Source organism: Colwellia sp. NW0002-52-1 (genome assembly GCF_057550865.1).
Map to the genome: position 1 here is coordinate 1 of NZ_BAAJLU010000004.1, position 13,613 is coordinate 13,613.

General features: G+C 37.1%; 11 protein-coding genes. 3 read left to right on the forward strand and 8 right to left on the reverse strand.

The features are described from left to right. On the forward strand, positions 1-4,188 hold a 4,188-nt coding region (locus AC27H3_RS05590), incomplete at its 5' end, for a beta strand repeat-containing protein (protein WP_487104428.1). Positions 4,189-4,316: 128 nt separating this feature from the next. Here AC27H3_RS05590 and AC27H3_RS05595 read toward each other — a convergent pair. From AC27H3_RS05595 to AC27H3_RS05625, 7 genes are all read right to left on the reverse strand, one after another. After that, positions 4,317-4,565: a hypothetical protein gene (locus AC27H3_RS05595; protein WP_487104430.1), complete on the reverse strand. Its 249-nt coding sequence runs from the start codon at positions 4,563-4,565 to the stop codon at positions 4,317-4,319. 75 nt (positions 4,566-4,640) lie between these two features. Next, on the reverse strand, positions 4,641-4,859 hold the full coding sequence (locus tag AC27H3_RS05600) for a hypothetical protein (RefSeq protein WP_487104432.1): 219 nt from the start codon (positions 4,857-4,859) through the stop codon (positions 4,641-4,643). Between the two features lie 427 nt (positions 4,860-5,286). After that, a complete protein-coding gene (locus tag AC27H3_RS05605) occupies positions 5,287-5,901 on the reverse strand; it encodes a PilZ domain-containing protein (RefSeq protein WP_487104433.1) in 615 nt (204 codons plus the stop codon). Positions 5,902-5,942: 41 nt separating this feature from the next. Beyond that, positions 5,943-6,551 carry a TetR/AcrR family transcriptional regulator gene (locus tag AC27H3_RS05610; RefSeq protein ID WP_487104435.1) on the reverse strand — a complete coding sequence of 203 codons (609 nt, stop codon included), beginning with the start codon at positions 6,549-6,551 and terminating at the stop codon, positions 5,943-5,945. A 31-nt stretch (positions 6,552-6,582) separates the two neighbouring features. Then, complete coding sequence (locus AC27H3_RS05615; protein WP_487104437.1) at positions 6,583-7,809, reverse strand: threonine/serine exporter family protein; 1,227 nt, start codon at positions 7,807-7,809, stop codon at positions 6,583-6,585. A gap of 198 nt (positions 7,810-8,007) precedes the next feature. Further along, the gene (locus AC27H3_RS05620) at positions 8,008-9,120 is read right to left on the reverse strand and encodes a PepSY-associated TM helix domain-containing protein (RefSeq protein WP_487104439.1); all 1,113 of its coding nucleotides are present in this window, start codon (positions 9,118-9,120) and stop codon (positions 8,008-8,010) included. A gap of 74 nt (positions 9,121-9,194) precedes the next feature. Further along, complete coding sequence (locus tag AC27H3_RS05625) at positions 9,195-11,324, reverse strand: TonB-dependent siderophore receptor (protein WP_487104441.1); 2,130 nt, start codon at positions 11,322-11,324, stop codon at positions 9,195-9,197. 378 nt (positions 11,325-11,702) lie between these two features. Between AC27H3_RS05625 and AC27H3_RS05630 the strand changes: the two genes are divergently transcribed. Further along, entirely contained in the window at positions 11,703-11,876 is a 174-nt protein-coding gene (locus tag AC27H3_RS05630) for a hypothetical protein (protein ID WP_487104443.1), read from the forward strand. Between the two features lie 33 nt (positions 11,877-11,909). Here AC27H3_RS05630 and AC27H3_RS05635 read toward each other — a convergent pair whose 3' ends face one another. Beyond that, on the reverse strand, positions 11,910-12,656 hold the full coding sequence (locus AC27H3_RS05635) for an NRDE family protein (RefSeq protein ID WP_487104445.1): 747 nt from the start codon (positions 12,654-12,656) through the stop codon (positions 11,910-11,912). A gap of 169 nt (positions 12,657-12,825) precedes the next feature. Between AC27H3_RS05635 and AC27H3_RS05640 the strand changes: the two genes are divergently transcribed. Beyond that, positions 12,826-13,596: a class II aldolase/adducin family protein gene (locus AC27H3_RS05640; protein ID WP_487104446.1), complete on the forward strand. Its 771-nt coding sequence runs from the start codon at positions 12,826-12,828 to the stop codon at positions 13,594-13,596. Positions 13,597-13,613: the final 17 nt, after the last annotated feature.

The window sequence follows — 13,613 nt, forward strand, 5'->3', positions numbered from 1 at the left end:
ATTACACTGACCAATGCCACCGCGAGCGCTTTTACTACGGTAAGTAGCAGCAGTTATACCGCGTTGATCACCCCAATAGCCGATGGCACGATCACCTTGAATGTGAATGCCAATGTTGCCCAAGATGTTGCTGGCAACTTAAACACGGCGGCCACACAAGTGAGCACAGAATTTAATGGAAGTCGACCGACTGTTTCAATTGAGAATGTTCCTGCTAGGGCTAATAGCAGCTTTACTGCAACGTTTTTATTCAGCGAAATAGTAATAGGGTTTGAACTCAGTGATATTAATGTTACTAACGCGAATATCGGAAATTTTACTGTTGTTGATGGCAGCACTTATACCGCAGTAGTAACACCAACAATAGATGGATTAGTTACATTAAATGTAAATGCTAATGTGGCTCAGGACATTCAGGGGAATCTTAACACCGCAGCAACACAGGTTAGCGGCTTTTATGACACGAGTCGACCAACAATAGTTATTCAAAATGTACCCGCTAATAGCTTGGATGCTTTTACTGCAACATTTGAGTTTAATGAAACAGTGATCGGATTTATTCTAAATGACATTAGCTTAACGAATGCTACAGCGACTAACTTTACCGTGATTGACGGTAATACCTATACTGCGCTGATCACACCATCACTTAATGGCTTAGTTACCTTAGCCGTTAATGCTAATGTTGCACAAGATAGTGCGGGCAACCTAAATACAGCTGCTGCGCAGGTTACAAGCGAATATGATGCTAGTCGCCCTTCAGTTACAATTCAAAATATTCCGGCTGCAACCAACATTGCCTTCAGTGCTAGTTTTGTCTTTAGCGAGCCAGTCAGCGACTTTGCTGCAAATGATATAGCTATAACTAACGCCAGTCTTACTAACTTTACTGTTATTGATAGCAGCAATTATAGCGCGTTAATAACAGCGTCAATAGAAGGCAATATTACGATAGATGTAAACGAAAATGTTGCTATAGATAATTCCGGCAACTTTAATACTGCGGCAACGCAAGCTACTAGCATATACGATATTACCGCTCCCGATGTCAGCATATTAAGTGGTCCAGTAATTAATAGTGTCAACCAACTAAATTATCAAATAGAAGGTACATGTAGTACAAGCGACAGTGCAGTTTCAGTTACGATTAATACTTTAGATCCAAGAACCGCGGTTTGTGATGAAGGAACTTGGCAGTTAAATCAAGATTTTAGCAGTATTTCCGATGGTGAAGGTGCTGTAAGCATTAATGCCAGTCAAAGTGACAATGCCGGTAATATAGGTAATGCTGAACCAGTGGTTATCAATAAAGACACTGAGGATCCAACGCTGAGTCTTGATCGCGTTATTTATAGTGAAAATGACGCATTAATATTTATTGGCAGCTCAAATACTGAAGATGGCTCAGCAGTATCGATTATAGAATCAACAGATAATAACTTATGTAATGCAATAGTAAATACCAGGGCCTGGAGTTGTGAAAGCGAAGTTATTTTATCTGAAGGAACGTATGATTTACGAGCTGAAGTAGAAGATGAAGCTGGAAACTTAAGCATTATATACTTCTCTCAAGTAGTAGATCTTGATGAAGATAATGACGGCATAGATAACTCTGTTGAAGGTTATGGCGATTCTGATAATGACGGCATTCCAAATGCTCAAGACAGTGATTCTGATAATGACGGCATTCCAGATAGCGAAGAAGGTGTTGGAGACGATGACCGCGATACTATTCCTAACTATCTTGATACTAGCCTAGATGAAGACATTGATGGTATTCCTGACGTAATAGAAGGTAGTGCTGATATTGATAACGACGGAATTATTAATGCCTTTGATATTGATAGCGACAACGATGGTATTTTAGATAGCTTTGAAGCACAAATTTCTGGTAATGATAATGACGAAGACGGTATAGATGACATATTCGATGCTGACATTGGCGGAGATGACCCAGACGGTGATGGTATTAGTTATCAAGCTATAGATACTGACAATGACGGCATTGCTGATTTATTAGATGCAGACTCTGATGGCGATCGTATTCCTGATGCCTTAGAAGCTTTTATCGGTTTTAAAGATATAGACAATGATGGTATTTGGGATCGATATGACCAAAGCCAAACCGGTGGTGTAGATGCCGATAACGATGGTATTGATGACTTATATGACGCAGACCAAACCAATGGTTTAGATACCGATAATGATGGTATTAATGACTTGTTGGTACTGCTTAACGATCACAATAAAAACTTTATCCCTGATCACCTTGAAATTGATAGTGACAACGATGGAATTCATGACAGTGTTGAGGCTCAAGTGTCAGGATTCGACCACGATAATGATGGTATTGATGATACTTTTGATGCTGATCTTTCTAACGAGGTTGATACTAATGGGGACGGTATAATTGATATTTTTACCTTTATTGACACCGATGCCGATGGCGTTATCGATATGAATGATCTTGATAGCGATAATGACGGTGATACTGATGTATTTGAAGCTAATATTCAAGACGACGATAACAATGCCATTGCCGATGCAGGAACGCCAGTGCTTACCGTAGTGCTTGATACTGATGCAGACAATATTCCAGACTATTTAGATTTAGATAAAAATAACGATGACAACTTTGATATTCAAGAAAATGCCTATAGCTCATTTGATCTTAACAACGATGGTCGAGTTGACATTACAGCAGATATTGATGGTGATGGTATAGATGATTCCGTTGATGGCGACACTCAAGTATTAGGCCATGGCGATAATGCCGACAGTGATAATGATTCAGTGCTTGATGTCATTGATCAAGATGATGATAACGATGGAATAGCGGATGTTACAGAACGTGCTTTTGAAAACACAGCCAATGTAGTAAACCGCTTTTATGGTACTAACAGTGTTAGCTCTCGCGGTAAATTGAACAATGAAACACGCCGCGTTATTGACTCAGACAATGATGGAATTATCGATGAAAAAGATCGCGATAGCGATAATGACGGTATTTCTGATCTAATTGAAAATGGCAGACCTAACTTAACAGGATTAGATCATGATAGAGACGGTATTGATAATGCTTTTGATGTCGACTTTACTGGTGGTACAGATGAAGATCAAGATGGTGTTGACGATACTTATATTGTTAAAGACACAGATCAAGACTCAGTGCCTGATTACTTAGATCAAGATAGTGATAACGACAACATTAGCGACAATGTAGAGCAATTAACCGTTTCTCCTTCAGGAGTTGACGCTAATGGTAATGGTATTGATGATGCTTTTGACCCAGCCTTTAATAATAACCAAGATGATAATTTAGACGGAATTGATGACACCTTGGTCGTATTATCAAACCCTGACGGTGACGATATTCTAAATTTTCAAGATACCGATAGTGACGGAGATAACATCAGAGATATTGATGAACAAGCCGTTGATTTTGACAGCGATGGAACCCCAAACTACCTAGATCTTGATAGTGATAATGATAATATTACCGATGCTATTGAAGGATTATCTGATTTCGATACTGACGGGGCGTCTAACTTCTTAGACCTAGATAGCGATAATGATAATATTAGCGATGCCATTGAAGGTGAGGCTGATTTTGATACCGACGGGGCGTCTAACTTTTTAGACTTAGATAGTGATAATGATAACATTAGCGACGCCATTGAAGGCGAAGATGACTTCGATGCTGACGGGGCATCTAATTTCTTAGACTTAGATAGTGACAATGATGATATAAGCGATGAAGTTGAGAGAGAAAACGACTTCGACAGTGATGGAGCTTCGAACTTCTTAGATTTAGATAGTGATAATGATGGTATTAGCGATAAAGTGGAAGGGGTAACTGATTTTGATGTAGATGGCTCTTCAAACTATTTAGACTTAGACAGTGATGGCGATGGCATTAGTGATGCTGAAGAGGGAGATATTGACACCGATAATGATGGCACTCCTAACTTTTTAGACCTAGATAGCGATAACGATGGTATATCTGATAAAGACGAGAATGGTGATTTTGATGCTGACGGAGTTAACGATGCCAATCAAGATCAAAGGCAAGTTGAAAGTAGCTTGAAAGGATCAGGAAGTTTTCAAGGAACAGTGATCTTATTACTTATAATATTATGCTTAATTCGCAATAGAAAGCTTAATGTCGCAATGAAAATATTGCAGTAAAAAGGTTAAAAGCGATTTAAAAGTTCATTGAGGGAAGTGCAGAAATAAGTGAACTCAAATTCATCAACCCACTTGTATAAATGGGTTAAATAATTTGAGTTACTTAACGTTTTGACTAGATAAGTAGCTTAAGCTTTAGGTAGAACTTTAATTTGTTCGTAGTAGCTAGCTTCTAACTCATCATTAATACAAGTTAATAAGTAACTGTTTTTTTCTGATTCGCTTACTTCATCTTCTATAGCATCACTTTTACACTGCTCAAACAAGCTCATAATATAGTCATGTGATGCTGGCATTAATTCAGGTTCATCGTCTTGGCTAAACGCTGCATTCGAGGTTAATGCCATAACAGCTAGTGCTAAAATTAATTTTTTCATAATAAATCTCAATAATTAATATACGTATTATTTACAGGTATTACGCCTGAGTATTAAGGTACGAATATTTTTAAATTACATGTCCCAATAGTCACTTAATGAATTAAGTTGTCTATCGAGGTATCTTTTTTCGTTTAAAGAATCTAATCGCTGTCTGACCCGGTAAGTTTGTTTAGCGGTTTTTCTAATTGCTTTTTTGTTGGTTGAACCATAGGCAATTTCAAAACCAGCAATACCAGTATCAAAATTTGAATCGTCATCAATATCAGTGTCGTCATATGTATCAATGTTCATTTCTTTACCTTATAAAAACATCATCGTTGTATTTTCGACTAGATAATGTGCTCAAAATTGGTAATTGAAAAGTGAAATATTTTGTGATTATTAATCAAAAATTTTAATCAAATATAAAATATCAATAGTAACGAAATCAATGAACATACCATTTAAGTTACTGTTATTATTTTAGGATTAAAGCTGCGGATTAAATAATAACAAAATCAAAGGTTTATTATTATCTGGCATATTGGATGGGCTTTTTTTAGTGTTTTTTTTATGAGCTTTTGTATGCGAAAATAGCTGATGTTTAGCGCTATATTAATCGATAAACGTTTATTGACTAACTATAAAATCTCTAGATTTGGCCCTAAAAGCTTAAATTTAACCGTTAATCAAACTAGCCATTGTTAGCTTATTCAAAACTTAACAACCCAAGCGAGCATTATGTTGAGGTGTTTTTGGCTTCGCTACGTTGCTGAGCTAGAATTTGTAGTTGTTTAGATTGTTGATGCAAGCTATTACGCACTAATGCCTCTTGATCTTCTTCTCTAATATGATGAAAAATAACTTTATGTTGGTTGATGTTATCGACTACTTCAGTACTTACGATTTCTCCAATAGCATAAATAGCGCTGTTTTCTTCAGGAAAGAATAATTTTAATTCAATAAAGTCACCACAGTTAAAAACACTAGTCTCGTTAGCATTAAATATTAAACCACCACCGCCAAATTTAACTGCTGTAAATCTTTTATTTTCTTCGTCTTGCTGGCCGAGAATATAGCCAATTAACAAATCCATTTTTTTAGCTTGATGGTTTAAATACTCCATTAACTGGCTAGCAACACCCGCAACGGTTTGCAATGGACGCAAAGCGCTTTGGTCTAAAGTATTTACTTCTGAGGCAATTTTAAAAGGGGCTGGCATGGTAGTGATAAACTGCTGAAAATCGGGTAATTGACTTTTATCAATAACAGTAGCGTTAATGTTAAAAGTATAATTTATAGAAAAAAACTCATCAAATTGAGCCAGTTTTGTTTGATTTTCAGTTGTTGTCATAAATATATTACCTTTAAGCTGATTTAGGCTTTAGTATCGCTTTACTTTTTTTGGCTACTAGCGAGAAACACGTTAACGGCACATTCACACATTTCATCAATTTGGTTTGCTTGCGCGTAAATTCCGTCAATAACTAAACGCGCTATACCATGCAAAGTAGCCCAAGTTACTTGTGCTAGCCTGAGTGAGTTTTCATCTTGTATCATAATACCTTGTTCTTGCCATAATTTAGTCATTTCAACTTGATAGTTAAAACTGGCGTAGGCAATTTTCTTCAAGGTATCAGTGCTGTTATTTTCTTTCCAAATTACACGACCAAACATTAGCTCGTAAAGTGAAGGATTTTGCGTGGCAAAAGCAATATAAGCGTGAACAAAGTTACGATACTTGTTTTCATTAGAAAGATTTTCTTGCGAAAAAATTTCACTCACGCGCTTATGCCATTGTTCAAAGCCTTGCTCGGCAATAGCGCAAAGTAAATCATTTTTATCAGTAAAGTGGTGATAAGCTGCGGTGCGAGACACACCAATACGTTCGGCGAGTTTACGAAACGACAAACCTTCAATGCCACCTTCTGTCACCATATCAGTTGCAGTGCTCACTAAAGATTTTCTTAAGTCACCGTGGTGATATTTTGTTTTAGTTACCATGTGATTATTCGTTTAGTTTTATTGCTATTCATTACAGTATTTTTCTCGATGGAAATGCGACATTCGCAAAAATTAGCCCTGCCACTAATGACATAAAAATTAAAAATGTTTGCGAGCCAATATCGGTTGCATTGAGCATAACTTGTCCCGATACCGCATTACTTAAACCAATATACACTTTACTTCCTGGCACCAACACAACAAGGCCCATTAATTTCACAATACTTGAAGGTAAATTCATAATACGTGAAAAAATACTGCCATAAATTCCTAAGGCAAAAGCACCAACAAATGCACCTAAAGCTACCCCTAAATATTCCGCACCAATAATACTCGCACCAAAGGCAATGTAGCCAGAAATAATACCCCAAGGCGCATCTTTTTTGCGGCACTTAAACAAAATAACTAAGCTGATTGATAACGTAGTAACCGCGGCCCATGAGGTCCAGTTTGGTGTGCTAGGTGGTTGAATAAATGCCACTTCACCCCACATCATTTTACCTAATGCTATACCTAATACACCGCCAAAATAAATTTTGAACAAGATCATTAAAGCATCCATTAGCCTTGCGGTACCTGAAATTAAATTACGCGCAGCAAGCTCTGATAAAGCCAATGTTAAAGACAAGCCGGGAATAAAAGCAATAATGCTCGATAACACCACCAGCGGAATATTTATACTGGGATCAATTAGCGCAATTGCTGTTGCTAAAATTGCCGTTGTCATGGCTGCAATAGGCTCTAACATGTCGGTAACGCGCCGAGAGCGTTCAGCCCAAAAGGTAAATAAGCAAACAATTAAGCCGAGCAAGGCTGACCAAAAAACATCATTCCAACTGGTGTGCATTAACATGGCAAAAGCGCCACTTGATGCTCCAAAAGCTAAAAAAGTTAGAAAACGCCCGTAAGGGTTCGGCTTGTTAGCAATCTCATCTAAACGTTCAATTGCCTCTGAAAGGCTGCGTTGGCCAGAGGTAAGTTCGTCAACCAGTTCATCAGCACGGGCTAAAGATCCTAAATCTAAATCGCCAGGCGCAACACGAAGAATATGGTTATAGTCTTGGTTTTCATCGTCTTCAGATAACACAAAGGTTAAGGATGTAGGGGTGATAACGAATGAGCCATACACGCCAAGGCTATTAGATACATCAGTTAAATGAGCTTCTAATCGATAAGCAGGTGTACCAAATTTATGTAAGGCTTTGCCCAAACGAATTATAAATCGACGTTTGTCGGTAAAACTATCTGAATTTGGCATGAAATATTGTTCGCAATGAATAGAGTTTCATATGGTAAATGATTCATTCTAAAATGAAAGCACAGATGTAAGATCTTGTTAAAATTATTGCTTCACACATATCTGAGTTACCTATTTACTAGCCTTTATTTCGGCTTGCTTTCATTTTCTGATATTAAGGCTAACTTCCTAGTTAGCATATCGCTTTATCAAACAAGTTCAATTGTGTTGAATAGAACGCGGCGGTATATAGGATTTTCGGCGACTTTTTTTTCTAACTCTAAACCAATAAAAATATAAACCGGTTAACGCTAACCAAAAAGGGGATAACCCCAAAACACACCAAACAATTTTACTGGGTAAACCTGCAAAATATCCAAAATGTAATTTACGAAAGGTATCAACTACAACGTTAATTAATGGTGCTTCTCTTATATCATACGCCGACATTAAACTACCCGTTGTACGATCGTAAGTTACCGTGCTTGCATATTCACTCGTTAAAGGATTATCACTTGGTACCTCACCAAAAAATGTAATATGTAATTCTGGTTCAAACGGGAAGATAAAGTAAGTTGGCTTATATCCTAAAATATCTTGCTTAGATTTATCCATTAAGTACTGAAAATTAAGCTCATTACTATATAAAGGCTTAGTTATTAGAGGATGGGGTTCAATATGCTCACTGACTTCATGAACGACGGCTGCAATATTAAAATACCCACCGGTTATTGCTAAAATAATAAGTACTGGAGATGAGGTAATTCCAATAAACTTATGTACATCACTGTAGAAAATACGTTTAGCGGATTTAAATCTTAATGTGAATAACTTCTTCCAGAATTGGCGATATAAAATGATACCGCTAATACCAAGAAATAATAAAATAATGGCAAAAACTGACCCTAGTACCGTACCTGTAAAGTCGAGTAAAAATGTATAGTGCAGTGATAAAAGCCAATCAGTAATATCATGTGTTACTGATACAGGTGTCGATAGTAATTCTCCGGTATATTGGTCGAGGTATAACTTATACCAATCACCTGTTGCTTTTTTAATAATATAAGCTGTATCAGCCCGATGTTTATCATCAAATAGCTCCCAGCTTCCCATTAAATAATCAGAATGTGTAGTGGTTACTTGTTCAATTAATGTGTTGAGATCTAATCGAGAGTACGAGGTTTCTGCATTGACAGTCATGTACTCAGGCATTAACCAAGTATCAATTTCAACTTTAAATACTAAGATACTGCCAGTAATCGCAATAATAATCATTGGTATGAGCGCAACTAAAGCGCTGATCGAATGCCATTTAAATAATTTTTTTCTCATTGGGAGGTCCTAAAAACAAAACATTGCATAACAATGTTTTGTTTAGTTATCACTAATAAAGCTTGTATCTATTTCTAAAGTGCAAAGCTAACTGTTGCAGAATAACTCGCGGGTGCACCGTAATAACCTTGTGCCCAATATAGGCTGTTAATATATTTTTCATCTGTCACGTTGTATGCATTTATCGCCAGTGATACCTGATCGTTAAATTCATAACGGGCCATTAATCCAACCAATGCATAAGCATCCTGTTTGGTAATGATTTCTTCTCCACTATTAGATAAACCCGCACCAACAAAACCCTGAGATCGAGATATATCATCTTGCCAACGAAGATTAATACCCACAGTTAAACCTTCAACTTGTGGTACGTTGTATGTTGCAGCCAATTTGAGTAACTTTTCAGGCGTGTAATCAGCAACATTCGCGTCAATTTCATCATCCACATCAATGTTGAAATGAGTAAAGCCAATACTAGTTTGTAGTCCAGGTAATAATTCACCGGCTAAATCAAACTCAATTCCGGAGCTTTCAATACCTTCTGTGCCGATATAACGTATTTCTGTGGGAATTGAGTTATCGTCAGCTCTGGCGACATTTTCCTGACGGGTTTCAAAGTAGGTTAGCGTTGCTAAAAAATTATCATTAAACAACTGGCTCTTAAGCCCAATCTCTTGACTCTTTCCCGTAATTGCATCTAGCACTTTGTTATTAATATCTAACTGCGTTTGAGATACAAAAGTTTCTGTATAGCTAGCGTAGGCCACAACACTTTCTGTTAACTGATAAACGCCGCCAATATAAGGAATAAAAATATTATCACTAGCGTCTTGTATAACATCATAAGACTCTCCTGATATTTTCCAGTCATTCTGTCGACCACCTGCGAGTAAATGAAAGTCATCACTTAAGCTAAAGCGTGCGGTAAAGTAAACAGCATTTTGCTCTCTGCTAACATCTGAACCTGTTCTGCCGTCAGCAAATGTTGGTTTTGGTGTATTGCCGTTCCACTCTGGTAAAGCTGGCATAACAGGAAAGCCATTACCTGTACTGAAATCGTATAGAGATAATTCTTCACCTTCCATTGACGAGTGGTTAGCACCAATAACAAACTCATGCTCACGACCGAAAAATTCAAAATCACCAGATAAATAAATATCAACTAAATCATGCTTGTCATCGTTATCGTATTCACTGGCATAACCTAGTAAACCTAACTCGGAATTTTTATCTGGCGTACCATAAACATAGAATAATTCACTATCTTCATCGGTACTTTTATGAGAGTAAGTGCCACGGAGTTGCATGTTATTTTCAAAAATATGGGTTATTTCAAATACTGTATTTTGTTTTTTTATATCCCAATTAGACCAATTTGCAGACGTGTTTGTTGATCTATCATAGTTTGTTGCTGAACCGTCACTGTAAAATAAAGGATTAGCTCCCCAGCTATTCCCATTAGCTTTGCTATCGCTAAATGAATGGCTTAGTGAAATTTCAGTGTTATCAGATAATTGATGTTCAAGAAAAACATAGAATATATTTTTCTCTGTAGAATATCTGTCGAGGTATGAGTCAGCACTTTGTGTAACCGCAACGGCTCGTATTGCGGTGTCATCACTAAAGTTGTAACTGCCATCAATTGCTATGCGGTTACTACTCCAGCTTCCTAAAGATGCATTTAACACTAATTCGTTTTCTGCATTAGGGCGCTTACGAATAAAGTTAATTGTTGCCGAGGGGTTACCAACGCCAGTCATTAAACCATTAGCGCCTCGAATAACTTCGATACGATCGTAAATAGCGGTGTCTTCACCTGAATGATTGTTACCTGAACTGAGTGGTAAGCCAACGCCATCAACTTGAAAATTAGTAATATCGAAACCGCGAGCAGTATAATAGGTGCGATTAGTTTCAATTCTTTCTACATTTACCCCTGTTGCAGTATCGAGAACGGTATCAATATCATTTAGCTGATAGTCACTCATTTGTGTTTCAGTAATTACTGAAACAGATTGAGGTATATCTATAATATCGAGCGCTAACCTTGAAGCGCCACTAGCTCTATGCGCGCTATATCCTTTTAAGTAATTACCTTTAACTTCAATAGTTTCAATATCATTTTTATTTATTTCATCATTCGCGTTAACACTAGTCGCTATTATTATGGCGATAGCGGTTGATGATAATTGTAATTTCTTCACGTTTACTTTCCTATCAAGGGTTGGGGGATAAAGTGGGGTTTCCTACTAAATCAATTTGTATTTGTTGAGTTAATGGTAATGATAACGATTACCATTTACATTGTAAATAAGAATTATTACGGTTGGTTTTTTAATGATCTTTGAGCCTTCATTCAAAGGTATCGATCATCGATAAATAAACGAGGTGAGTTAGAAAATATGAATAAGGCAATTTATGCATGCATTGAACAATAGATAATCATAGGTATGGAGTTTGTTGAAAAATTTGCAGCATGCAAAAATCTGGGTATGATAAATAATATGTAAACTTATATTTTCCGATTTTCTGCTTAATTAGCCTATATTTATTCAACTTTAGCCATCAGGATTAAAACCTTTATGACATTATTAATTATTTTATTTTTTGTGTTTGCGGCTGTTGCCTTAATGGTGATATTAGGCGAGCGTTTTGGCAAACCGATGGAGGTCGAGCAACAACAAAAATATTCTAAAATACTATGGGTTGTGGTTTTTATAGCAATAATTGCTGCCATTATTCGACAGTTACTTTAAGTTTAAGTTTAAGTTTTAGCCAAGCTAATGGCTTTAAAGCTCAAATTTCTCTTGATTCACAGTTTTACCCTCAGGATTATAATTACGCTCATAAACCTCTACAGTGCCCTTACTTGACTGCATAATGATAGCGGTTGAGCGCGTACCGTAGTTTGGTGAAACAATAAAAATACTGCTAAGTAATAATTCTAACGAACTATCAATCCCTGTTGTTGGTAACTGGCTTTTAACTGCCGTTACTTGGTTCTTCATAATTGCGAAAAACGCTTCCACATCTATGTTATTGGCTGTTATTAAATCTTCTAAATTTTTTACGCCTAGGGCCATTTTCGGCCAAATATCATCAAGTGCACCATTGCTTACACTATGAAAACCTGGGGTGAGTGTTACAAATTTTTGATTAACACTATCAAAAGCTTGTAATTTATTGAGTGGGCCAAACACCAGATTAAAGTCATTATACTGTTGTGAGCTTTGCAGCAAAATTTGCTGTGTTTTATCGCTGTCGTTATTTAATGCTTGCACAACTAGGTCACCGCGAGAGCGCTTATGTTGATCAAAACTACTGGGGCGGCGAAAATTAGTTAATGCCGAAAAATCGCCTTCACGACTTAAACCAAGCCAAGTACCGCCAGCTTGTAAATCTTTTCCAGCTAATATGTTTTGTTGTGGCCACCAATGCATTTTTTGGGTTGGTCGTTGGTGAAATTCATCACGATTCGCGCAAATAATAACGGGATAATCGGGGTGTTGCTCAACCGCAATAAACAAAATACACATAATTTACCTGTTTTGTTCTATGTAAGAATATCTGGTGCTTTAACTCCATGCTGTCATAGGATAAAGTTTATCGCATATAGTTGTATGTTGTCGCTCAGGTATATCAACACTTTAAGTATCTGGCGTAAAGACCCTAAAGTTATTTTTAAGCAAAAGGTAGTAATCGCGGATGTTAACACTCCCTGTAATTAATTTAAAAAATAAAGTATCTGCACAAGAATGGCAGCTCAGAGTAGATTTAGCTGCCTGTTATCGCCTAATTGCTTTGCATGGCTGGGATGACCTTATTTATACGCACGTTTCTGTTCGTATCCCTAATACCGAGCATGTGTTAATTAATGCCTTTGGTTTAAGGTTTGATGAAATTACTGCCTCGAACTTAGTCAAAGTTGATATGGCAGGTAATATTGTTGATGCCGATTGCCCGTTTGAATTTAACCCTGCTGGCTTTACTATTCATAGTGCGATCCATGAAGTGCGCCATGACGATATTTGTGCACTGCATGTTCACAGTAATGAAGCGGTTGCAGTGGCTAGCTTGCAAGAAGGTTTACTGCCGATTAGCCAGTATTCAATGTTCGCGCTTGCTTCGTTAAGTTATCACGACTATGAAGGTCTAGCGGTTAACGAAGACGAAAAACGTCGAATTCAAGAAGACCTAGGTGATACAAATTTTATGTTACTGCGTAATCATGGCGCATTAACAATGGGCAAAACTATTGGCGATGCTTTTATGCATATGTATGACTTAATTCGCGCTTGCCAAATTCAAGTGCAAGTTATGTCAACAGGAATGAAACCACTATTAGTTGATCAAAGTATTGTTGACGGCATTAAAGCACAAGCAAATATTGTTCATACCGGATTAACTGGCGGTCAAAAAGCTTGGCCGGCTATGCTAAGAAGGGTATATAAAGAAGATCCAAGTTTCGCAAGATAAGTAATGTTAACCACACG

Bases quoted from the DNA above. Each gene is read 5' to 3' on its own strand.
- AC27H3_RS05600 (WP_487104432.1), bottom strand. From the start codon at position 4,859: ATGAACATTGATACATATGACGACACTGATATTGATGACGATTCAAAT.
- AC27H3_RS05595 (WP_487104430.1), bottom strand. From the start codon at position 4,565: ATGAAAAAATTAATTTTAGCACTAGCTGTTATGGCATTAACCTCGAAT.
- AC27H3_RS05605 (WP_487104433.1), bottom strand. From the start codon at position 5,901: ATGACAACAACTGAAAATCAAACAAAACTGGCTCAATTTGATGAGTTT.
- AC27H3_RS05610 (WP_487104435.1), bottom strand. From the start codon at position 6,551: ATGGTAACTAAAACAAAATATCACCACGGTGACTTAAGAAAATCTTTA.
- AC27H3_RS05640 (WP_487104446.1), top strand. From the start codon at position 12,826: ATGTTAACACTCCCTGTAATTAATTTAAAAAATAAAGTATCTGCACAA.
- AC27H3_RS05620 (WP_487104439.1), bottom strand. From the start codon at position 9,120: ATGAGAAAAAAATTATTTAAATGGCATTCGATCAGCGCTTTAGTTGCG.
- AC27H3_RS05615 (WP_487104437.1), bottom strand. From the start codon at position 7,809: ATGCCAAATTCAGATAGTTTTACCGACAAACGTCGATTTATAATTCGT.
- AC27H3_RS05635 (WP_487104445.1), bottom strand. From the start codon at position 12,656: ATGTGTATTTTGTTTATTGCGGTTGAGCAACACCCCGATTATCCCGTT.
- AC27H3_RS05630 (WP_487104443.1), top strand. From the start codon at position 11,703: ATGACATTATTAATTATTTTATTTTTTGTGTTTGCGGCTGTTGCCTTA.